A 23294-nucleotide genomic window follows, 5' to 3' on the forward strand; every position below is an offset into this window, starting at 1 on the left:
AATCTATGTGACAAGAGGGCGAGTGTTGTTAGGCTAAAGCGGATTTCATGTGGCTTCCTTCAGGCGCCAAGTAAGCACATCACGTAAAAATTCCGGCATGAAATATTCAATGTGTTCATGGTCACGGATATGAGGAAATAGAGAGCCTAATGTATACATATCGACTGTGCCAACCGTATATAAGGCGTCTTTTCTGATCAATTGATCATGCACAAAAACATCCTCTACTCGTTTGGTTTCACCTTCTTCTACTGTATAGGTGAGGCCGCTATACAGCATTTTCCCCATCAACTCACCTCTAAAGCCGAAGCCCTTGATGCGTAGCTGTTCCATTTTTTCTTCACAGGCACGCCGAACGGTTTCGATAAGCTGTTGACCGGAAAGCGTCACCCTAATTGGGTTAATTGGGTGCGGGCAGATTCGGTGGACTTCTTCTCTAGTCACGATTCCTGCCTCTAATGAATCAAGCACCATGCCTGCATTCATCATGCCGATATCTGCCCCGCACCAATCTTTAATGGCATCTGTTAAGAGCTGCGGAAGCGGGGATTCATCAAACCACTTCGTTTCTAGCCTTGACTCAATCGCAGTTACTTTCTCCTGCATGAGGGCTTTCGCTCTTCTCTCTGCTTGTTGTAGGGTAGTAATGGCTTCATCTGATTCACTGATCAGCTGATCCACTGACTGCACTGTCGCTTTTTTCTCGATCAGCTCTTTGCTCACTGTGTCAATGGTCAGCTCGACACAGCCAATATAATGCCCATACTTTTCAGCGCATGCAAGCAGTACCCCATTGTCCATTTCACCCTGTTCTAACAAATGATGCGTGTGTGAGCCTAGGATGATGTCGATGTCAGGAAAATCATGGGCGACCTCCCGATCATGGATGATACCAAGATGGGATAAGAGCACAATGATATCCGCTTGTCCCTTCACTTCCTGCAGCATGTCCCGTATGCTGTCAAACGGATCTGTTATTTCCCAGCCCAGCTTTTCATAGACAGGTGTATACGCAATGGTCACGCCTAAGAGACATATTTTCAGTCCGTTTTCCATTTGGATCATATGATAGGGCTTTGCCCACGCTGGCCTTTTGCCTTTCTCAAATAAATTAGACAGGACCACTGGAAATTGTGCATGCTCGTACAATTGATCCAGCTGATCATGAGGCAGCGTAATGCCTTCATTATTTCCAATTGTGACCCCGTCATAGCCAAGCTGATTGAGGAGCTTGACGTTTACCTTTCCATAATCAGCTTCTGACACGAGGTTCACTCGGTCCATATGGTCGCCAATATCAAACAAGAGCATCTGATCGTGAACTTGACGCTTTTCTTCAATATAAGCTGCGATTTTTGGCCAGTTCTCAAAGTGGCTGTGCAAATCGTTTGTATGATATAACCATAGCTTCTGCAGCATGTTGATCTCTCCCTCAAGTTGTCACTGAACCGTCTCATTCAGGTTGAAAGCCGCAGCTCTCATTTAACTAAATAAATCTAACTGCTTCGGAGAAAGGCTTGAATACGTAATATCCAGCAAATCAATCATCTGCTGACCATTCGCCGCTGCATCTCCGCCGGAGTTATTATTAAACACGACATACACATCTTTTGATTGCTGATGCAGGATGTCGAGATTCTTTTTCCACTCTTTTAATTCAGCTTCATTATATAAATATAAGTATCGCACTTCACGCCAATTCTCATGGTCTGCTGGGTGAAGCCAGCCCTGTTTATTTCTTCCGTGAAAACGGACCAATGTTTTATCACGGTGCGTAGCTTGTATGACTGGCGGAATGGAGCCTTCTCCAACTTGCGGCTCATCACAAACAGAATGAATCCAGCCTTCTTTTTCCATAAAGGACAAGGTCTGCTCATAAAATTCATCTGAGAACCATGTGCGGTTACGGAATTCGAGGGCACACGGAATGTCCCCCATCTTCTCTTTACACCATCTTAAATAAAGGACGTGCTCTTTTTTGCAATCAAACCATGGTGGAAATTGAAATAGAACCATGGCTAGTTTCCCTTCACGAATAAGCGGAGTCAATGAAAGAATAAATGCGTCAAACATCTCTTCCTTCGAAGCAAACGGAATTTCGCCTCTCTGATGACCGGTCATTCCTTGATATGCTTTCACGACAAATTGAAAGGTATCTGGCGTATCTTTGATCCACTTTTCATGATTACGTTCAGGCTGAACTGCATAAAAGCTGGCATCCAGCTCCACAATGGGAAACGTAGACGAATAGTGAAACAGCTTTTGCGCGCTGCCGATTTTCGGCGGATAAAGACTGTCATGGTCACCCCAGCCAGTTAATCCGATATAAATCATGTTTCTCACCTCTTGCCACTCTCATGTATAGACGGCTTCCTCACATGAAAGCCTTTTTCTCTTGTCATACCCATCTTTCTGAAAGAAATTCTTCTGTCTACAACATATCATATTTGCCCGTAATTCTGAATGAAGATGACTGATGGTGCGTGATTTTATCAAGAACTCTGTTTGTTTGTGATATTAGTTGACAACTTTCTATCTTAAATGATTTGAGCTGATAACATAAAATGCATATCAGAGAAGTGAACAGTGATTGTCCATTTATTTATTCATCTTCACCAAGAACTAAAGTTCTCAATAAAGGAGACTTAGTGGATATGAACTTAGACGATAACCAGTTTGAAGCATTGCAAAAAATCGCCGAAAGGATTCACAAGCCTGTCTATTTGTGTAACCAGCATGGGCGCCTTCTCTGCAACTCGCACATCATCATCACGAGCCCAGATTGGATTCGCATTCTCCCCTTTTTCAAAAGCCGGACACCCCATTATTTTTCAATAATAGATACGAAGCAAACCTTTTCTGTCTTTCCGATTGATCTAACCGAACAAACATGTGAGTATGTGGTCATTCCTTCCTTCATCCTTCCGCTGGATGAAACACTGCAAGTCATCATTGAACAAGCAGTACACGAAATCTCGATTGCGCGAATGAGACAATATTCTGCCCAGCAAACGGCCAAGCGTGCCAGAAATGAAGGATTTCGCAGATGGATAGAGGGTTCATCGTATTCTCAGCAAGACGCTGCAAACATTGCGAAGGCGTTTGGATTAAATGTAGATAGCAGCTATCTATGTATGATCTGTCAGCTTGATCAGTGTCATGAGACCACTCATTTTTTGAAGCAGCAACTGATGTTAGAACAAGTCGTTGATCTGCTCGACAGCGCACTTCCAAGCTCTCCTTTCCCTTCCTTTTTATTTGTCAAAGGTGATATGGGCATTGTATTAATGGAAGAGACGGGCAGTTGGTCAGAGATGAGTGAAAGACTCCTTTCTTTTTTGAAACAGCTGCAGATGCTCGTTAGCATTCAAGTGAATCACACCATTTCCTTTGGCGCGAGCTTGACTAGTTGTCGCATCAATTACCTGTCTGAGGGGTACAGAGAAGCATTAGAAGCGCTTCAAGCCGGACATCTCTCGGCGCAGTCGGAATATATACACTTCTATCAGGCAAAGGATGTGCCAGATTTATTAAAGCTTATTCCAAGAAAGGATTTAGTCACGTTTCACCAGATGCACCTTCACCCGTTATATGAAGCCGGTCAAAATCTCCTCCACACCTTATCTGTCTATTTAGAAACGCATTGCCACGTTTCAGAAACAGCGAAACGTTTGTCTATTCATCGCAACACGGTCATTTATCGATTGGAGAAGTGTGAGGAGCTGCTGCGGATCAGCTTAAAAGACCCTGAAACCACATTAAGGCTGCGCTTAGCATTACGTATTCAGATGCTTCTTTCACCCCATCCTGAGTGAATGTTTTCTTCCGAAGTTTCATATAGTTTGGAGGAGAAAAATGATACAAGAGGAGGGATGATAAATGGATGATGAGCTGCGTCACATCCCGCAGCCCATTCGAGAGGATGGTGCTGGTGCCACCGATCTAGGCCCGCGGGACGTCCTTCGAGATATCGAGAACCCAGATATGCTTGTTCCACCTAAAACCGATGCCGGAATCATTCCTAATTTAAAATTTTCATATTCCGATACACATATGCATTTAAATCATGGCGGCTGGTCGAGAGAAATTACGAAGCGAGAGCTGCCTGTTTCCACAACGATTGCGGGTGTCAACATGCGGCTGACTCGAGGCGGAGTGCGAGAGCTCCATTGGCATAAGCAGGCTGAATGGGCGTATATGATTTTAGGAAAAGCCCGCATCACCTCTGTAGATGCAGAAGGGCGAAATATGATCGCTGATGTAGCAGAAGGAGATTTATGGTATTTCCCCCCAGGTATTCCGCACTCCATTCAAGGACTTGAGGACGGGTGTGAATTTCTTTTAGTCTTTGATGATGGCGCTTTTTCTGAATTTGATACGTTCACCATCACAGACTGGTTTGCCCATACACCGAAAAACATTCTCTCCGACAATTTTGGCGTTCCTAAGAAGCTGTTTGACCATATTCCGAATAAGCAGCGCTACATGTTTCAAGGCTCTCCGCCAGCATCAATAGAAAGCCAAACGGTATCTGATCCATACGGAAGCATCGAGCCGCCATTTACGTACCAGCTGCTTCGCCAAAAACCGCTGACGACCTCTGGGGGAACTGTCCGCATTGTCGATTCACGGAATTTCCCTGTTTCAAAAACCATTGCAGCTGCGCTTGTTGAAGTAAAGCCTGGCGGCATGAGAGAAATGCACTGGCACCCTAATAATGATGAGTGGCAATATTATTTAACCGGTACAGCCAAAATGACGGTCTTTGGAGCCGGGGGCACTGCCCGCACCTTTAATTACAGAGCAGGTGATGTCGGATATGTTCCTTTTGGTATGGGACATTACATCCAAAATATCGGCCAAACGAGCCTTTGGTTTTTAGAAATTTTTAAAAGTGATCGCTTTGCAGATATTTCGTTAAATCAGTGGATGGCCTTAACCCCTCCTCAATTAGTGAAAGAGCATTTGCATGTAGATGATGCCATGATTCGAGCGCTTCATAAAGAAAAATCACCTGTCGTGAAATATAAGAGATGATGCGCATCAAAAAAACCGATCAAGCCGTACTGATCGGTTTTTTATAAACAAATTTTAAGAAACTGTCGAAGGATGCTGCACTTTTTTCCCCCACACGATGGATGCAATGAAGCTTATGCAAAGCACCAGTGTTCCGAGCATAAAAGGAAACTCAATATTCACATCAAATAAAATGCCCGCAAGGCTCGGTCCGACAATATTGGCAAGGCTCATAAAGGATGTATTGAGGCCACCCGCTACTCCTTGCTGATTACCTGCCATTTTGGACAGCAATGTATTGAGGGCTGGACGAACAAATGATGTAGCCGATAAAAATAAAATAGAGCCTGCAAAGATTAGCCAAAAGGACGGCGCAACACGGCAGACGATGAGCATCAAAGCCGCTCCTAGAAGTGCATAACGCACGACGCGCATTTCACCAAATCGTTTCACAGAGGCATTCACCAACGCACCTTGGACAAGCACGCCTGCAAGACCCGCAACCGTAATTACAAACGCAATATCCTTCGGTGTAAATCCATGTTTTTGGTCTACATATAAGCCGAAAATCGATTCAAAATGAATGATGCCAAAATTGAGGACAAACGCCAATATAAACAAAAAACCGTAGGATGTCTTTAAAGCTTGCAGCATTTGTACAAACGGGTTGAAATGAATGTCTTTGTTTAACCTCGCTTCTTCCTGCTTTTCCTTTGTTAATGTTTCAGGTAAAAACAGGATGGACAATAGGGTAGAAAGAGCTGCAAAGGAACCTGCGATGAGAAAAGGAAAAGCGATTCCGTACTCGACCAAATAGCCGCCTACGCCTGGTCCAATGACAAAGCCTAACGTCATTGCAGCACTAAATAGCCCCATTCCTTTCCCTCGATCCTTCTCACTTGTGATATCAGCGATGTATGCAAACATGGCTGGCATGAGTAAAGCCCCGGCAGCACCGCCTAAAAATCGTGACACAAACAGCATCCAAAGCTGATCAGCAAATGCAAAAATAAACTGGGCAATCGTAAAGCCGGCAATCCCCGCAATGATCAATTTTCTACGTCCAAATCGATCGGTCAATGCGCCTGCGACCGGCGATAAAGCAAACTGTGTGAGACCTGTTGCAGCGACAAGAAAACCGAGTGTTTTTCCTGTTGCGCCAAAGGCTTCAATGTAACTTGGCATGACAGGGACAATGAGGCCAAAGCCAAGCATGGCAATAAAAATATTGAGCATCAAAATATATAATCTGCCCATTTTCTTCATATCAAAAAACCTCTTTCTGCAAAATAAATGAAAATGATGACAAAAATGATCAGAACTTCTTCAGTATAGCGATATCACTGTCTATAAGTCTAGTTTTTCAAAATTTAGTTTTCTTTTCCAAATAAAAAATACCCGCAAATAGCGAGTATCCTTATGACTTTATTCACCTTGTTCATAGATAGAAAGAGCCGCCTGAAGCCCTGCGCCGCAATGGATGGATGCACCATGCTTGATTAAAATTGCTTCCAGCCCTGCTAACACAAACAGCACATTTTCTTTTCGGCAGCTATAGCCCATTGTGCCAATTCTCCATATACGTCCGGCTAGCGGTCCAAAGGAGCTGGCAATTTCGATACCAAAATGCTTAAGCAGATCGGCACGTACCGCTTCTCCATCCATACCACTTGGAATCTCAATACATGTCACAACCGGCATTTTACAATGTGGATCACCGAACAATTCAAGTCCCATCGCTTCAAGTCCTTTCATCAAGGCCTTCTCGTGATATGCGTGCCTTTGGAAACGCTCAGACAGACCTTCTTCCAGCACAACACGAACCCCTTCTCGAAGTGCATAGAGCATCGTTGTCGCTTCTGTATGATGATTTAATCGCCTAGGGCTCCAATAATCCTGAAGCTGGCTGAGATCAAAGTAATTGCTTTTAATTGGAGAAATATCCATTTGCTCCTGCAATTCATCCTGTGTCGCAATTCCCTTTTCCACTTTCTTTCTCGATTCAACGACAGCTGCAACCCGATCATTATACGTGATAGGTGACATGCCTGATGGAACAGACAAGCACTTCTGCGTACCGCCAATCGCCGCATCAATCTTCCATTCATCCACTTTCACCTGAACCCCGCCAATGGTTGCTACAGCGTCTACAATGAACAATGCATCCAGTGCCCGGCACGCTTCACCAATTTGCTCAAGTGGCTGCAACCGCCCGGTGGATGTTTCACCATGGACCATCACAACGATTTTAGGCTTGACCTGCTTCATTTTCTGAATGATATCACTTGGGTCAAAAACGGTTCCCCATTCACATTCCATTGTATGTACCTCAGCACCATAGCGCTGTCCTATTTCAATGAGAAGATGACCGAACCGGCCAAAGACAGGCACAAGCATCGAATCTCCCGGCTCAATGACACTGGCAAGCACAGCTTCAAGCCCTGAACGAGACGTGCCGTCAATTGGAAAAGCCCATTCATTTTCTGTTTGGAAAAGGGACCGCAATAAGGTCATCGTCTCATTCATGATATGTGTAAATGCTGGATCAAATTGACCGAGAATTGGTGTACTCATTACACGGAGCACCCTGGGATCTACTTCAACAGGTCCTGGTGTCATAATCGTTCTTGAAGGTATTTGCAGTTCTTTCACGTTATCCATCCTTTCCCTTGCTGTCATCCTATATGCCCACTTATACAGTAATGCTGATAAAATAGCAATCTCTTTTCCTATGAACTCATTACATAAAATTTACGAGAAATCCATTTATTTCTTTCTGACATTATGATAGAAATAAAGAGAATACATTCCCTATCAAGGAGGAAATCGAATGAAGAGAACCTTATTTGGAACTGTGGCTGCCGGAATCATGATATTCGGTACGTTAGCCGCCCCGCTGCCGCAAACTGCGAATGCTCAAAGCTTTACTCTGAATGAACCGAGCCAAACCATCACATTTTCCCCGTTACAGCTTCAAAACGAAACATCTGCACAGCAAGCGAAAACCATCGTTACAAGTCAAATCGATTCCTATTATCAATCTGCTAATGGCAAATCAGGACCCGCTTTAAAGAAAGCTTTACACGATATTATTGATGATCATAAGCAGCTATCCTACAGCCAAGTTTGGGATGCCTTAAAGAAAACAGATGAAGATCCAAAAAATCCAAACAACGTGCTCTTGCTCTATAGCGGTGTCTCTCGCTCAAAGCAATCGAATGGCGGAAATGTTGGCCAGTGGAACCGGGAGCATGTCTGGGCTAAGTCACACGGCAATTTTGGGACAAGCCAGGGCCCAGGTACAGATCTCCATCATCTGCGAGCAACAGACGTACAAACGAATAGTACTCGTGGAAATTTAGATTTTGATCTGGGCGGAAATGAATACAAGGGAGCACCGGGCAATTTTTACGATAGCGACTCATTCGAACCTCACAGCCGGGTGAAAGGGGATGTGGCAAGAATGCTCTTTTATATGGCAGTGCGATACGAAGGGGATGACCGCTTCCCAGATTTAGAATTAAACGACAAAGTGAATAATGGTAGCGCCCCTCTTCACGGCAAAATGTCCGTACTTCTCAAGTGGCACAAACAAGATCCTGTCGATCAAATCGAACGAAACCGCAACGAGATTATTTATGAAACGTATCAGAACAACCGCAATCCCTTTATCGATCACCCAGAATGGGCAAGTGCGATTTGGGAATAAAAAAGAAAGGCACTGCTACGAACAAGCAGTGCCTTTTAAAATAAAATGACTTCACCGCTCATACACATTCTGGATATTCCGTTATTCCTTAAATTCACTAATGATTATTCTCTCTAAATTTTTATCTAAGTAGAAAAATTCTATTTTGATATCATGCTCCGAATCCTTATAACCTATTATGTTATATCCTTGGTCATCGTCTCTACCGTATGTATTTTCACCAAAATAATCATATATATCTTTCTTAGTTGAATGAATATTTATTGTGTTGTTTATATTACTTTGATTATTTTCTAAAGAAATTGCCACTATTTCTTTTCTTCTATTCACTTTAAAATAATTTGAATTTGAAGTTTTCATCCATTCATTTTCACTGCTTTTTTCCTTTTTCAATCCCAACTTCAAATGTCCTACCTTTAATTCAGTCAGATTTGTATTTTTTACTGTAAGAAAAGAAATTTGGTTTTTAAGTGGTTGAATAAAAAACAAGCCCACGATGATTGTCATCATAAAAATGATACATATTATAATTTTTTTCATATGAGTTCCTTCCATAAAATATGAGATGATGAAATAACAAAAAAACTTTATTTAATTTTACACCTAACTATTTAAACCAATAAAAAAACACCTTCAGTAGGGACTGACCCCCGTTTTTGAGACAGGGATCAAAACACCTTTATACAGCCAATTGCCGATAGTTTATCGGTGATTGGTTGTTTAGTTTCGTTTGAATACGAATGTTGTTATAATAATAAATGTATTCTTTGACAGTGCGTTCTACGATGCTGGTCGTAGTGCGGTCAATCCTGTTAAGATAGAACGTTTCAGACTTTAGTGAGGAATGAAACGATTCGATGGAGGCATTATCAGCGGGCGTCCCTTTACGGGACATGCTCATGGTAATGCCTTTTATATGAACAGCTTTCTGATACTCGTAAGATGTATATACAGAACCTTGATCGCTATGTAACACGCAATTCTCAGGCAGTGCTGGGAGCTGATTAAGTGTGTTTAAGATAAAGTCTGTGTCCTGCTTATCACCAATCGTAAAAGCAATCACTTCTCCATTATATAAATCCAATATACTGGAAAGGTACAATTGTTTCTGTCCATAAGGCAAATACGTGATGTCCGTTACTAGTTTTTCAAGAGGGCGATCAGACTGAAAGTTCCGATCCAGTATGTTACCGGCCACGGCATAGGGCTGCCCATTCTTCTTACGCTTTTTCATTTTAACCCGGCATTGCCACTGGTTTTTCTGCATGATACGTTGAACAGTTTTATGGTTAATACGCATTCTCATTTTTAGTATGGCTGTGATTTTTCGATAACCATATCGATATTTGTGCTTTCGGCACAACGTGCCGACCTGTTTCTCTAGTTGTCTTTTAGAATGATTCTGAGTCAGATCCTTTTTCCATCTATAATACGAAGTACGTAAGATGCCTAAATGGACACAGATGTCCTGTACCGTCATCGTTTTGTGAAATTCTTCTACCAGTTTGATTGACGTTTCCTTATCAACTTCCTTTCCAATTCGTTGTACTTTTTTAACACTTCATTCTGTTGACTCAAATAGCGATTTTCTGCCTGCAGTCTCTCTAATTCGGAAGAGTACTCGGGACCCTTTCCATAGGTATATTGTTTTCCAACAGGCTGTTCGAACCGGTGTGTATCCCCAGCCTTATGCCACCTCACCCATGTCTGAACCTGCGTCTTATTCTTGATATTCAATTTCTGCATGATCTCTTTCATAGGTACGCCTGCCAATCTCATTTCTACAGCCTTCTGTTTGACTTCAACCGGATAACTCACTCTTGTCCCCATAGAAAAAACACCTCCATGTTTTATTTCGGATCACAACGATCCATTTTCAAACTTGAAGGTGTTTTTTATTTGTCTCATCTTACGGGGTCAGTCCCGTATAAGGTGTTTTTTTATTTTAGCGGACAGACAAGACAATAATCGAGACTCTCAGATTTTTTCTCGAGCTTATAATACATACAGCAAGTCTTTCGGTTGGATGTTTCTAGTAAACTGTCATCTAAGTTTAAGCTGTGATGAAATGGATTTTGTTTTGCTCCAAATACATCACCAGCTGCTTGCTTCAGATACAGATAATCCTCCCGCACGCGCTGCTTCACCGCAGGGTCTTCAGCCTCTCGCATCATGCTGCGATAAAGAGAATTGATGCGAACTGCTATATTCTCCCACAAAATGGTATACGGAAGTCTTGACGTACGCTTCAGTACATCTAAAAGAGGTGTGACACACTCCGTAAACAGCGAATGCACAACCTGCTCTCTCCATTCATTCCGATCTCCTTCTAATGGAACAAACGAACACAATGACTCATCAATTTCGATTTTCCGATCCTCTCTAAAGACACATGCCTCTGGTGGAAACTGATAAACACCGTCATACAGCGTCATCATGTACAAAGAGGAACTGACCGCTAAGTAGGCATAACGCTTTGAAAACATCGACGCTGCTACCGCCACATTCGGTGCATGCATAGCTTCCTTTTCAGCCTCTAATAAACGCAGGACAGATGCTTCTGAAAAAAGCGCAGCAAGTGTGCGATCAGATGTCATTGGTCCATTTGTGATGTGTACCCCGAAATCAAGTAATTCTCTCTCAACCCACTCTGGCCTCATATCAAAACCTCCATCTTTCGTTTATCGATTTCTCTGCTGGTATAACAAATAAATAAAGAACGGTGCCCCAATTGCAGCTGTGAATACACCTGCTGGTACATCTAACGGTAGAAAAGCCGTTCTAGCGACTAAATCTGCGAGCATCACGAGAATACTTCCAACAAGCGCAGATGCCGGGACCAGCGCAATGAAGGAACGGCCGATGATCATCCGTGCAACATGCGGCGCCATCAGTCCAACAAATTCAATACCGCCAGCAAAGGCAACGGCAATCCCCGCCAATGTCACACTCATCAGTAGAAAGAATAACCGTTTTGCCTGCACTTTTACCCCGAGACCTGTTGCAAGATCATCTCCAAGCTCCTTCACATTCATCGTTCTTGCTAACACCATGACAATCGGTAAAATGATCATGATCCAAGGAAGCATCGACGTGACGTCCTTCATCGTAGAACCATATAAACTGCCTGTCAGCCAGATATATGATTTTGTCGTTGTCATCGTATCACTAAGAACAAGAGTAAACGTCACACACGCCTTCATAATGGCAGAAATCCCAATGCCCATTAGGACAAGTGTGATCGGCTTGACCCCTTTTTTCCATGAAAGCAAATAAATCAGACACGAGACAGCAAACGCACCTGCAATCGCCCATAACGATTGATACGCAATAGGCACAGTGCCCATCCAAAAAACAATAAACATAATCGCACCGAACGAAGCACCACTCGTAATCCCGATGATGTCAGGCGATGCAAGCGGATTGCGAATTAACCCTTGCAAAATAAGCCCTGATACCGCAAGTGCGGCTCCCACTAAGACAGCCAGCAATGTTCTTGGAATCCTCAGTGTATTGAGCACAAAGGTATTTCCCTCTCCCTGACCGATTATATGAAGAAGCACATCCACAGGCGAAATCAATCGGCTGCCCATACAGAGACTGAGAATAAACAACCCAAAAGCAATGGCCGTCAATAAAAGTAAAATCAAAAACGTCCGCTTTGAAAATTGAAATGAAATGCGCCCGCCCTTTGAACGCACTGTATATGTTTTAGCCACCTGTCTTCAACCCCTTGCGCACGAGATAAACAAATAGAGGCGCTCCTGCTACCGCCGTCATGACACCAATCGGTACTTCCTGCGGCATGATCAGAAAACGAGCCGCAAGGTCTGCGACAAGTAAAAGCGACGCCCCCACTACGGCACAATACGGCAGTACCCAGCGGTGGTCAGGTCCGACAAGCTTTTTCACAATATGCGGCACTAGAAAACCAACAAATCCAATCGATCCTGCGACAGCGACGGAACCACCCGCTAAAAAGACGACGAGAACTCCCATCGTGATTTTCAGCGCCAGCGTACGTTGACCAAGTCCCTTCGCAATATCATCTCCTGACAAAAGGACATTGATGGAGCGTCCAAGAAGCAGCGCCACAACTGTCGCACCTAAAATATAAGGCAAAACAGGCAGCAGCATATCAATGCTTCTTCCAGACACTGAACCCGCCATCCAAAACAGGATGCTTTGAATCGACTGTTCATTCACGATTAAAAGACCTTGTGTAAAGGACGCAAACAGTGCAGATATCGCCGCACCTGCAAGGACAATTTTGACCGGTGTCAATCCATCTCTTCCAATAGAGCCCAAGAGAAAAACGAGCATCCCTGCAATTGCCGCACCTAGAAAGGCTGTCCACATATAGCCTGTTAATGACTCTGTTGAAAAGAAAACAATTGAAATGACGATAAAAAATAGTCCACCTGCATTAATTCCTAACAAATCTGGCGCTGCAAGCGGATTTCTCGTTAATGCCTGCATCAGTGCACCTGAAATCGCTAGACTTGATCCAACAACTGTTGCAATTAAAGCTCTTGATAATCTGGATGTCATGACAATGACACTGTTTGGATCCGATTCATCAAAATGAAGAAACGCATGGATGGTGGCTTTGAGGGAAATCGAGGTTTGCCCAAGAGAAATGCTGAGTATAAAAAAGACCACCATCAATACGACGAATCCAGCAAACAGCAGCGCCTTGCTCGAATCCTTTTTTAATAAACTTCTCATCTGATTCCCGCTTTCAATCTGTTATGGAAAAAGGAGAAAATGGTTTTTCACATTTTCTCCTCTGTTATCCTTATTTATCAATTCCGAGACGATCATCAATATCATCAAGCATCATGTTTGCAGCGATAATACCTCCGCCCATGTTCCAAGTGATTTCATCCACTTTATGCACTTGTTTCGCTTTCACTGCGTCAAGCTGCTTCCATAAAGGATGACTCGTCCACTCTTTATATGCTTTTTCAACGGCTTTATCCTGATCATCCATGAAGTAATAGATGACATCTGCATCCATTTGCGGAATGCTCTCTTTGTCTGTCAGTGTAATGATGTCTTGCTTTTTATCTTTGACATTCTTAGGTCCTTCAAAGCCTAGCTCTGTTAAAATGGACCCTGCGAATCCAGTTTGATAGATTCTAGCATGATCTGCACGGAAGTTCACTACAGACACACTCATTGGCCAGTTTTTGATGTCTTTTTTCGCTTTTTCTTTGAAGTCAGCGACGCGGTCATCCCACTTCGTTAGCAATTCTTTTGACTTGTCTTGCTGGTTTAACGCTTCACCCATTAATTTTACTGTATCTTTAAATGTGAACACTGTTTCTGTTGCAACAGTTGGAGCGATTTCTTTCAGCTGATCAAAAATTTGCTCATGGCGGACTTTTGATGCAATGATCAAATCTGGGTTAAGCTTTTCAATTTCCTCTAAGTTTGGCTGTATTTCCTGTCCAACAATTTTGACACCCTTTAAATCATCTCTTAAATATTTATACGTAGGTGCTTCAAGCCAAGATTCTACAACACCCACTGGTTTAATGCCCATCGCGACTGCTGCATCTGTTGCTCCTTGGTACAGCGTCACCACACGTTTAGGCGATCCTTTAATTTCAGTTGAACCGATAGCGCTTTCAACAGTTCTTGCTTTTTCTTTACTGTTTGACTTGCCTTCACTGCTATTGCTGCCGCAAGCTGCAAGTAAAACGATGGAGAGCACAACTAATAGTGACCAAAAAGATTTTTTGAACATGTACCTCACCTATCCATTCTATATGTAGTCATATCGTTTGATAACGATTCTCATTATCACACTATGATTTTATCATAGAAAAGGATGGTGTCAATGTAAATTTTTAAGAAAAAGGGAGAGTGTTGACTAGTTGTTCATACTAAATAGAACGATTCCACATTTGGATGGCCCTTCCAATCTGTTTTCCCGCTTCTAGTAACACCGACAAATGTGTATGTCCATCCAGCACTTGATAGACTGATTGTTTTCTGATCGTTTCATCGGGCAGTTCATGATAGGCAGGAAATTTTTCTATATCATACAGCTCATCCTCACTTCCTACTAACATCGCATATGGCCGATCCATCATCGCAAATTGTTTTTTAGGTGCAGACGGGGTTAAAGCAAGTGACAGATTGACGGTGATGGCTGTCAACAAAAGCGGATCCTGCTCGACTGCCCATATTGGATAGTGAAAACGAACGGCTTCAGAATGACTCATCAGCAATCCTTTTGTCATGGCAGACAGAACGAATTTCCATACTTGAACGGTTGCAAAAGGGATTTGATTAGGGCTCGCAGTGCCTGATTTATAGCCAAATTCAGGGGCAATAAAAAAGTAACCGTCTACTTCTCTTTTTTTCGGCCAAGATAGGTAGTTTAGCAGTAATCCCGCTCCAGATGAATGCCCGCTTAGATAAACAGCTCCTTTATGCTGCTGTTTGACCATATTCACAAACTGCGAAATATCGTGCCACACATCTGTGACACTAGGTGTATCACCCTTTTTTCCATCAGAATAGCCGTGACCTCTTAAATCGATTAAAAACGTATTCACATGAAAATCATGTTGCAGCGTATAGGCGATATGCTCGTAACCAGCTAGGCTGTGAGCGCCTCCACCATGGATCAAGATGACATTTGCCACGTTCTTTTTTTCTGCTAAAAACGGATAATACGCAAGACTTGTGCCGTCGTGTGATGGCATGAATTGTCTTTCTGGAATATGAACAGGAGCTGCCTGCTGCATACTTGTAAATGAAAATGGTTCTGTCCTCGTGTCTGTCAATTTTTTCGCTCCTTCAAACAGAAACGAGAATGGCAAGCGATACTGGCCATTCTCATGACTACATTCTATTAAGTAATATCCCGCAAAGGAAAGGTCTTGCTTTGAGTAATGGCAACAATTTGTTTTAACGCTTTTTATGCTTCGGGTATAGGAAAGACGTAATTTATTTCATAGCTTTTCATGCTTTTTTGGGCAGTGCAATGACAATATTTCTATAAAGCTTTTTTAATTTTCAGCATCAATTTCTAAGTCCGCATTTAACGATAATTCTTCATGAACAAATCCATTGATATCGTTCTTATTTATTGTCCTATTGTATACCAACTTTTAAATAGCAAGTAATGAATTTATTATTACCCACTATGACTTTTTAGCATTTTAATAAAGAAAAATATCACCATTCTCTTTATACATATTATTGTGACCGCTGAGCAGAAAGAGATACTTTTTTACTAGATATGATGACATGCTTTTTTCCAGTTAATGATGTTCATTTCACCCGGCGGTCACAACAATAAGCCATATGCTGATGAATTTCAGAAAAACAATCATTTTTTTATGATTATCTATATGTATTGAATCTAATTGTTTAATAAATAGACATTTTCTATTTTTGTTATAGACTTAGATTGCAAACTGTGATTATCCATTTCTACGTAAAGGGAAAAATCATTGTTTTTAACAAAAATTATATCGCTTCCATTATTAAGTTTTATTTTTAATGCATTGCCTTCTTTTTGAGTATTACGAAAGGTATTCTCAATCATATTGTAGTCTAATTCAGTCCACTTGCCATTGATTATAATTTTGGTCATCCCCATTATCTTATGACTGATACTATTGGGGATCATTTTCTTTTGAAATTTTTCAGAAATATCTTCGTTATCTAATTGCTGAAATCCAATTTGAAAGGCCTCTTTTTCAAAATAAGGTAAGTACATGTTTCTCCATCGTGATGAAATTTTAAGTAGTCCAAATAATTTATATTCGATTCTTTCTGGCGTTTGTACATCAAATGCTTTGTCTAAAAGCGATTGATGTAAATAATCAATATCTGATACATCAATCATTAAGCATATTGCTCCTCTTGTGCCTCGATTATACAACTCTGTCCAATCTTTTTTCCAGCCACCGCCATCCTTCTGTGTTATATTCACTAATTCAAGATACTCCTTTCCAATCCAAAGATTGCTTATTTTAAAGCCTTTTGTTCTTTTACCTTTTTTAGGTGCATACGGAAAACCATTTTGTTGTATCATATCTATCATTTTTTTGTCTTTTTGATATTTCTCATCAACATTGATAACAATATGATCGATTTTATTCATCGGTTAACTCCCTCGTCTTAATTAAATGAATAGCTTCATAAAGATACTTCATTTTCATTTCTTCCATTTCATAAATGTAATCAAACGTTAGTCTTGTTAAAGGAGGTAGATTCATTTGTTTCTCTTTTTCTTCTTCACCCTTTTTTATTTCTGCTAAATGTCTTTTTTGCGCTTCAATTTGAATATTTAATGATTTAACAGCTTCTTGTTTTTCAATTTCGTCAGCAAACATTAGTCCAGCAAAAAGTTGAGTTGGATAAGTATTTTGAGATTCTACAAGACATTTCATCACACATTCTTTCTTGTGTTCTTTTCCAAGTTCTGTAATTTTGTAAATTTTAGTACTCTTTTTCCCTACCGTCCTAGTTTCACAAACTTTTATATAGTTTCCTTTTTCTAATTTATTTAGCGCATAATAGATTGAGCCAACTAGAATTCCTCCCCATCTATCGACCATTGTATTTTTTAAATTCTGCTCAACATCATACCCTGACATCGGTTTCATCGATATTAATCCTAATATATATAAGTCCGTCATCAGATTCCTCCTATTCAATATCTATTTACACAATACTCAACATTGAGTATTATTTCAAGATTAGATTTAAATTTTCTTTCATGCTAAGCACTTTTTCAGAGCTCTCAAAAAATCCTGTAAGCAAGCGTTAGCGTGATGTTTATAGAGGTGTGCAATACGATGAGTGAGCCACCTTGATCAAACAAAAAAAGACGAACGGCAACCGTTCGTCTTCTTCCCTCACTTCCCTCACTTCACTTCTTCATGCTCCTGAACAGCATGTCGTTTACTGGCAATAAAGAGTGCAACGGTCATGGCTAGAATGGTCAGCGCCCACCAGAAGGTCGATACAGCCTCTTTATGATCGATGATAATCAAACGGATGACGGCTGTGATGCCAATATAAATAAAATAGCGAAGCGGAAAATGAAAGTTTGATTTAAAGTACTTAATAATTAAGGCAATAAACTCAAAGTACATAAAGAAGATCAGCAGCTCACCAAGCATTTCATAATAGCTTTCTCCTTTGTTGACCACATTCTTGTAGACAAATTGGACAATATACCAAGTTTCACTAATTAAGAGGACGCTTAAAGCAAGGGCTAGAAAGAATAGACAGATATTCAGAAGACCTTGCAAGAGATCGGGTACTTTTTGGAAGTTGTTGAATCGTTTCATTAGATTGTCTCTCCATTCCATGTTATTCATTTGTCATCTATATTTTGATGTGCCAGAATCGCAGCACGATGTAGTAAACACCGCTTTTTTCCATCTTTTCAAACTGCCCGTGCATGCGGGACATCATTCGTTTGATGCTTCGTTCACCAAGTCCAGTGCTTTCCTGCGTGTCATTTGTCTCTTTTATCGCATTGCTCACATGGATCTCAAAGATTTCTTGATCGGATAGAAACGTGAGATTGATGTCTTTTTTCGGATCGGCGTATTTCAGTATGTTCGACATCAGATTATCAAACACTCTGCCAAGCTCCTCGACATTCACGTTGATATAGCTGTCAGGTAGCTCTCCTAAAAGATGAACCTTGAATGTCTCTTGCTGCAAGATCGTCACCTGATCTGATAAGAGATCGTAAATGACCTCTTTGACTGCAACGGTCTCAAGCTCAGGTTCATGTTCTTTATCAAGTAGAAAATAGGCAAACAGATTATCAGATAGATTTTTCAATTGCAGTGCTTTTTCATAAGCACTTGCTATATATTGATCTTTACGTGTATCCGCTCCAGCCGCCTCTTTTTTCGCAAACTCTAAATTCATCATCAGCGATGTCAGCGGTGTTCTCATATCGTGTGACATTTCAGTAACCAAGCTGCGACTCTCTTCTTGTAGCTCGTCAATGGCTTGGAGCTTGTCCAGAAAAGCTTTACGAAGATCCTCAATACTTTTGGCAATCATCGCTAATTCATCATGCCCTTTCACCGTCATCTCATAGTCCAGCTCGCCGCCTTCAAGAATATGAATGTCTTGGTGAATCGTTTGCAGGTAGCGTAAACTTTTGCGAATGCCAAGCAGAACAATGAGGAGAAAAATAAGCGTCGCCCCAAGCAGCTCGAGTGTAAAGGCGAGATCGTGGTAACGAGACGAATAGAAACCATCCACCATAACCCGGCCTTCACCATCGCTAAACTGAACTGGATACGAATGATGCTCAGCGTACTGGGTCACCTTTTCTTTTCCATACGCCGATTCATCAGCAGACGAATAGATGGAGTCATATTGCAGCACTTCATCCTTGAAGATGGTCAAATTAATGTAATTCTCTTTTTTCACCCACTCACCAAATGCTTGTCGATCTGTAGAAGACAGCTCATTCTCAGACACATAGCGGCTGAATTTTTGAATATATCTGGCTGACTCCGCCTCGTAATACTCGTCCGAACTCAAATATCCGTCAATGAGGTCATCGGTGATCTTTTGCAGCGTCAAAAAGACAAGTCCACTCACGACCGTAGCTGTCAAAATCAATAGTGCTAGCTTTTTGGCTAGTGTATATTTACGATGTGCCAAATCGGTATCCTCTTCCCCATTCTGTTTTGATATATACAGGACGTGCAGGATCATCTTCAATTTTGGCACGCAGCTTTCGAATATGCACCATCACCGTATTGTTGGAACAATAGAAATAAGGCTGTCCCCATACACTCTCATAAATATTTTGGGCTGAAAAGATTTTGTTTCGCCTGCTCATGAGCAGCTTCAACATACGGTATTCTAAATCAGATAGCTTGATTTGTTGATTTTCTTTCCACACTTCATTAAATTCTTCGCTCACCCTTAGCTTGCCCCCAACAAGAAACGTTTCTTCCTGTTCCTTCTTTTCCTGATAGACGGTGTACCTGCGTAATTGTGCAATGACTCTAGCATGAAGCTCCTCTTGTGAAAAGGGTTTTGTCATATAATCATCCCCGCCGGCAAGTAAGCCTTCGGTTTTATCGAATGTACTTGATTTAGCTGTTAGAAATAGAATCGGGACGTTAGAAGAGGCTCTCATTTGCCGGCACGTTTCGATGCCTGATATGCCTGGCATCATCACATCCAAAATCACCAAATCGAGCGAATCGTCCGCAAACTTCAATGCTTGCTCGCCATTCATCGCTCTTTGCACCTCATATCCAGCACGTGTAAGGGATTCCTGCAAAAGGTCTCCAATATCCTGATCATCTTCTACGACTAATATTCGATGCGTCATGTTTCTCTCACCTCATGATACGTGATGTACTTTCTTTTATGTCTTTACTATATATCATCTAGCTATGTGAAAAGATACAGCAGAAATCTTAACAGTTTATGAATTTGACCATCTTCCATCAATTTGTCACATTTATTTTCAAAAAATTGGATCTTCATAAATTGTTAAGAATTGGGACGTATATTGATTCATTGTAAGGATCGATGGATTGATCCGAATGACATTTATCATAACAAGAAAAGGAGCATGGATATGAATGCAAACAAAGTAGAACACGCGATGAGTTTGAAGGATCGGGTTCATTTCTTAGACATCGTACGGGGATTTGCCTTAATGGGAATTATTCTGGTGAATTACTTTTTGATCGTGGATTCGGCGAAGGGGTTCGATATGGAAGCAAATGATGTCTTTCACAACTTGGTGAATTGGTTCGCCTCAGGGAAATTTATTACGTTGTTCTCCTTCCTATTCGGGGTTGGTTTTATGATTTTTATAGATCGCGCTGCTCAGAAGGTGGACAGTCCGAACAAGCTGTTTGCCCGCAGATTAACCATTCTCTTAGGGTTTGGCCTTCTGCATGTCACCTTTGTTTGGATTGGTGATATTTTAGCGTATTATGCAGTCGCTGGCTTTTTATTGCTTTTCTTTTACAAACGTACAGCCAAAACCATCCGATACTGGCTGATCACACTCTTTATGATTCAATTGCTCACACCCTTTTTCACAATGCTGCTTCATACCATCAGTACAGGCTCATCGGGCAAGCCGGACTTTGCCGATTTTGATTTGACCAGCCACAACAGTCTGACTTATTTAGCATCTATTGGTGACCGATGGACAGATATGGTGACGATGGCTTCCAGCTCATTTTCAATCGTCTATTCCATGTTCTTCATGTTTTTGCTTGGTGTTTATTTTGTGAAAATGGCGTTTTTCAAAAACATGGAGGCGAAAAAAACGATTTGGAATCGCATTTGGATCATTTGTACCATCGCTTTTCTCATCACACAAAGCAGTACGATTATAGCAACGGTCAATCCTTTTGAACATACACTCTGGGTGAACATGGCCACTGCTCTGGAACAAAACGGGGGATTAACTGGCAGTATGTTCTATATGAGTACACTTGCGATGCTGTTTCTGCACGTTCCTCAGCTGCGAGGTGCTTTGATGGTCTTTACCAAAGTCGGACGGATGTCCCTGACCTGTTATTTGCTTCACTCGATCATTGGAACCATGCTATTTCTAAAGTATGGAGCGGGGCTTGTCGATCATCTTCAGCCGGCTGGTACGTTCTTCATGGCTATTGGCGTGTATGTCTTCCTTGTGCTTTTCAGTACGTTTTGGTTAAAGAGGTTTAAGTATGGACCGATGGAATTTATTTGGCGTCAGCTGACGTATGGGAAGGTCAATGACAGATCGAAAACCAATACATTTCATGCGGCGAAGTAAAAGAAAAAAGGCGAATGGCTACAGTTCGCCTTTTTTAATATGTTAAGTTTGTGATTCAGAGACAATCCGTTCACTTTCAATACTGCTCAATCATTTCTTGTAATTGAGTCAAATAACTCTCTTTTAATTCATCTGGGTATTCAATTTTCACATGCTTCCCAAATGAGATCAAATAGTGGGTCATATACGATAATTCTTCTTGGTTGTACCCACCCATAATATATGGAGTATCATCAATGATCTCCAATCTCATATTCGGGTAATGATTCTTCAAAAACTTTTCTTTTCCTTGTTCCGTTAATCGACATTTAAATGAGATATCATGATAAGTTTTTTCGTACTCGAGCTGCAGTGTTTTTAATTCTTCCTTCGTAAAGGTGCCTCTGCCTTCTTCTTCAATGATCAAGTCCTTCATAAAGTCACATCTATAGATGCCCCACTTTTTGTTTTGAACATCATATGCTTTGGTGAACCAAATCCCATTTCGATAAAACAACTCAAGAAATTGCAGCCTGATCCTTTTATTTTCATATTGCGTGTACGTCATCTTCACGATTTGATCTTCCATCATCGCCTGTAAAATCAATTCCAAATGATTTTGTTCACTAACTGGTGCGACATTATAGTAATGAATCACATCCAAAGTCTCCGTGATCATTCGTTTTCTCTCATCAGACATTGTGGCAAACAGCTTTTGCCGAATTTGTGAGTAGGACTTTTTAAATGGTGTTGCTGACACCAGGTCTAGCGCTTTAAGCGCGAAAAAAATAGCTTGAACTTCATCGGTATTGAAATAAATAGGGACCATTGGAGATTGTTTCACCAGTCGATATCCTCCATGTCTGCCAGGTTCAACGTAAAAAGCTAAACCCATTGACTCTAGCTCTTCCATATCTCTTAAAGCCGTACGTTTCGATATGCCAAATTCGGTTTCTAAATCCTTTAACTGAAATGAGTATTTATCACTTAAAAAAATAAGCTCTTGGTTTAATCGTTCTGATTTTTTCATTTGATTTTCCTTTTGAAAAAGGTGACATGTTTTGTCACCTTTATATTTTATACTCAGTTTATCAAAAGAAAAGGAGCATGTATATGCAAACATTAATCATTAACGCGCACCCTGATTTCACTCATCGAGAAAGTTATTCAAACAAACTGCAAACACTATTTTTAGAACAGTTTAAAGAAAGATTCCCTCATGAAGAACCAACAATTTTACCTTTACATGAAACAGAAATTCCTCGTATCGAAAAAGACCAACTGCTACGTATTTGGGATAAGCAAGCATCTGAACAAACATTAACAGCTACCGAAGAAAAAATCGCTGCTGCTTCATCTGCTTTATTGGCTCAATTCAAAGCACATCATCGAATCGTCATTGTGTCACCTGTTCATAATTTCAATGTGACTTCACGTATGAAAGATTATATAGATAATATCTTTATTGCTAGAGAAACATTTAAATATACAGAAGATGGTTCAGTTGGTCTGATGACTGACGATTATCGTGTACTTTTGCTTCAAGCAAGTGGCTCAATTTTCACAGATAACGATCGATACACACCTCTGGAATTTTCACATGACTACCTAAAAGAAATATTCCAAAACTTGATGGGCTTTCAACAATTTCATATTGTCCGAGCACAAGGAACAGCGATTTTAGAGGAAGAAACGATCTTGTCATCTGCAGCTGACGATTTGTCTAAAGCCTTTGATGCGTTTTACTCGCCTAGCGGGATGTAAGATTTGTTTTTTCAAAAACAAAAA

22 protein-coding genes are annotated in these 23294 nt (G+C 41.2%); 5 read left to right on the forward strand and 17 right to left on the reverse strand.

From position 1 onward, the window contains the following. Nucleotides 1-45: 45 nt before the first annotated feature. On the reverse strand, nucleotides 46-1419 hold the full coding sequence (locus MKZ05_RS14850; protein WP_212045509.1) for a bifunctional UDP-sugar hydrolase/5'-nucleotidase: 1374 nt from the start codon (nucleotides 1417-1419) through the stop codon (nucleotides 46-48). Between the two features lie 63 nt (nucleotides 1420-1482). After that, nucleotides 1483-2334, reverse strand: coding sequence for a DUF72 domain-containing protein (locus MKZ05_RS14855; protein ID WP_003212748.1), 852 nt, complete (start codon nucleotides 2332-2334; stop codon nucleotides 1483-1485). A 320-nt stretch (nucleotides 2335-2654) separates the two neighbouring features. On the opposite strand from MKZ05_RS14855, the gene MKZ05_RS14860 reads away from it, so the two are divergent. Both MKZ05_RS14860 and MKZ05_RS14865 read left to right on the forward strand, forming a co-directional pair. Further along, nucleotides 2655-3815, forward strand: coding sequence for a helix-turn-helix domain-containing protein (locus MKZ05_RS14860; protein ID WP_339160449.1), 1161 nt, complete (start codon nucleotides 2655-2657; stop codon nucleotides 3813-3815). A 64-nt stretch (nucleotides 3816-3879) separates the two neighbouring features. After that, complete coding sequence (locus tag MKZ05_RS14865) at nucleotides 3880-5037, forward strand: oxalate decarboxylase family bicupin (protein WP_251191391.1); 1158 nt, start codon at nucleotides 3880-3882, stop codon at nucleotides 5035-5037. A 54-nt stretch (nucleotides 5038-5091) separates the two neighbouring features. Here MKZ05_RS14865 and MKZ05_RS14870 read toward each other — a convergent pair whose 3' ends face one another. Continuing rightward, on the reverse strand, nucleotides 5092-6282 hold the full coding sequence (locus MKZ05_RS14870) for a tetracycline resistance MFS efflux pump (RefSeq protein ID WP_003213581.1): 1191 nt from the start codon (nucleotides 6280-6282) through the stop codon (nucleotides 5092-5094). Nucleotides 6283-6441: 159 nt separating this feature from the next. After that, complete coding sequence (locus MKZ05_RS14875) at nucleotides 6442-7677, reverse strand: alanine--glyoxylate aminotransferase family protein (RefSeq protein ID WP_339162427.1); 1236 nt, start codon at nucleotides 7675-7677, stop codon at nucleotides 6442-6444. Nucleotides 7678-7846: 169 nt separating this feature from the next. On the opposite strand from MKZ05_RS14875, the gene MKZ05_RS14880 reads away from it, so the two are divergent. Next, entirely contained in the window at nucleotides 7847-8725 is an 879-nt protein-coding gene (locus MKZ05_RS14880) for an endonuclease (RefSeq protein WP_339160450.1), read from the forward strand. 81 nt (nucleotides 8726-8806) lie between these two features. On the opposite strand, the gene MKZ05_RS14885 is transcribed toward MKZ05_RS14880, so the two are convergent. The 12 genes from MKZ05_RS14885 to MKZ05_RS14940 form a co-directional block, all read right to left on the reverse strand. After that, nucleotides 8807-9265, reverse strand: a complete 459-nt coding sequence (locus tag MKZ05_RS14885; RefSeq protein WP_003212829.1) for a hypothetical protein — start codon at nucleotides 9263-9265, stop codon at nucleotides 8807-8809. 139 nt (nucleotides 9266-9404) lie between these two features. After that, nucleotides 9405-10555, reverse strand: a protein-coding gene (locus tag MKZ05_RS14890; protein WP_339160451.1) for an IS3 family transposase whose coding sequence is annotated in 2 segments (ribosomal slippage) — nucleotides 9405-10282 and nucleotides 10282-10555 — 1152 coding nt in all. Because the reading frame shifts where the segments join, the coding sequence is not laid out codon by codon here. Between the two features lie 110 nt (nucleotides 10556-10665). Further along, nucleotides 10666-11385 carry an IucA/IucC family C-terminal-domain containing protein gene (locus MKZ05_RS14895; RefSeq protein ID WP_339160452.1) on the reverse strand — a complete coding sequence of 240 codons (720 nt, stop codon included), beginning with the start codon at nucleotides 11383-11385 and terminating at the stop codon, nucleotides 10666-10668. Nucleotides 11386-11406: 21 nt separating this feature from the next. Beyond that, complete coding sequence (locus tag MKZ05_RS14900) at nucleotides 11407-12444, reverse strand: iron ABC transporter permease (RefSeq protein ID WP_310425780.1); 1038 nt, start codon at nucleotides 12442-12444, stop codon at nucleotides 11407-11409. Next, nucleotides 12437-13453 (reverse strand): iron ABC transporter permease, encoded by a 1017-nt coding sequence (locus MKZ05_RS14905; protein ID WP_003213394.1) that lies wholly within the window; start codon nucleotides 13451-13453, stop codon nucleotides 12437-12439. Before MKZ05_RS14905 ends, MKZ05_RS14900 begins: the two co-directional genes overlap by 8 nt. Nucleotides 13454-13523: 70 nt before the next feature. Next, nucleotides 13524-14477 carry an iron-siderophore ABC transporter substrate-binding protein gene (locus tag MKZ05_RS14910; RefSeq protein WP_253622261.1) on the reverse strand — a complete coding sequence of 318 codons (954 nt, stop codon included), beginning with the start codon at nucleotides 14475-14477 and terminating at the stop codon, nucleotides 13524-13526. A 139-nt stretch (nucleotides 14478-14616) separates the two neighbouring features. Beyond that, nucleotides 14617-15525: an alpha/beta fold hydrolase gene (locus MKZ05_RS14915; protein ID WP_339160453.1), complete on the reverse strand. Its 909-nt coding sequence runs from the start codon at nucleotides 15523-15525 to the stop codon at nucleotides 14617-14619. A 581-nt stretch (nucleotides 15526-16106) separates the two neighbouring features. Beyond that, nucleotides 16107-16853 carry a transporter gene (locus MKZ05_RS14920; RefSeq protein ID WP_339160454.1) on the reverse strand — a complete coding sequence of 249 codons (747 nt, stop codon included), beginning with the start codon at nucleotides 16851-16853 and terminating at the stop codon, nucleotides 16107-16109. Further along, nucleotides 16846-17391, reverse strand: coding sequence for a PadR family transcriptional regulator (locus MKZ05_RS14925; RefSeq protein WP_106035554.1), 546 nt, complete (start codon nucleotides 17389-17391; stop codon nucleotides 16846-16848). Before MKZ05_RS14925 ends, MKZ05_RS14920 begins: the two co-directional genes overlap by 8 nt. Before the next feature lie 228 nt (nucleotides 17392-17619). Then, nucleotides 17620-18048 (reverse strand): phosphate-starvation-inducible protein PsiE, encoded by a 429-nt coding sequence (gene psiE, locus MKZ05_RS14930; RefSeq protein ID WP_003212694.1) that lies wholly within the window; start codon nucleotides 18046-18048, stop codon nucleotides 17620-17622. Nucleotides 18049-18085: 37 nt separating this feature from the next. Continuing rightward, a complete protein-coding gene (locus MKZ05_RS14935; RefSeq protein WP_339160455.1) occupies nucleotides 18086-19393 on the reverse strand; it encodes a HAMP domain-containing sensor histidine kinase in 1308 nt (435 codons plus the stop codon). Next, nucleotides 19380-20075: a response regulator transcription factor gene (locus tag MKZ05_RS14940; RefSeq protein WP_050944081.1), complete on the reverse strand. Its 696-nt coding sequence runs from the start codon at nucleotides 20073-20075 to the stop codon at nucleotides 19380-19382. Before MKZ05_RS14940 ends, MKZ05_RS14935 begins: the two co-directional genes overlap by 14 nt. 252 nt (nucleotides 20076-20327) lie before the next feature. Between MKZ05_RS14940 and MKZ05_RS14945 the strand changes: the two genes are divergently transcribed. After that, nucleotides 20328-21527 (forward strand): DUF418 domain-containing protein, encoded by a 1200-nt coding sequence (locus tag MKZ05_RS14945; protein ID WP_339160456.1) that lies wholly within the window; start codon nucleotides 20328-20330, stop codon nucleotides 21525-21527. Nucleotides 21528-21603: 76 nt separating this feature from the next. Here MKZ05_RS14945 and MKZ05_RS14950 read toward each other — a convergent pair whose 3' ends face one another. Continuing rightward, nucleotides 21604-22536 carry a WYL domain-containing protein gene (locus MKZ05_RS14950; protein ID WP_339160457.1) on the reverse strand — a complete coding sequence of 311 codons (933 nt, stop codon included), beginning with the start codon at nucleotides 22534-22536 and terminating at the stop codon, nucleotides 21604-21606. Nucleotides 22537-22619: 83 nt separating this feature from the next. Between MKZ05_RS14950 and MKZ05_RS14955 the strand changes: the two genes are divergently transcribed. Further along, a complete protein-coding gene (locus tag MKZ05_RS14955) occupies nucleotides 22620-23270 on the forward strand; it encodes an NAD(P)H-dependent oxidoreductase (RefSeq protein ID WP_339160458.1) in 651 nt (216 codons plus the stop codon). Nucleotides 23271-23294: the final 24 nt, after the last annotated feature.

Source organism: Bacillus sp. FSL M8-0277 (assembly GCF_037975305.1).
Classification (GTDB): Bacteria; Bacillota; Bacilli; order Bacillales; family Bacillaceae; genus Bacillus; species Bacillus pumilus.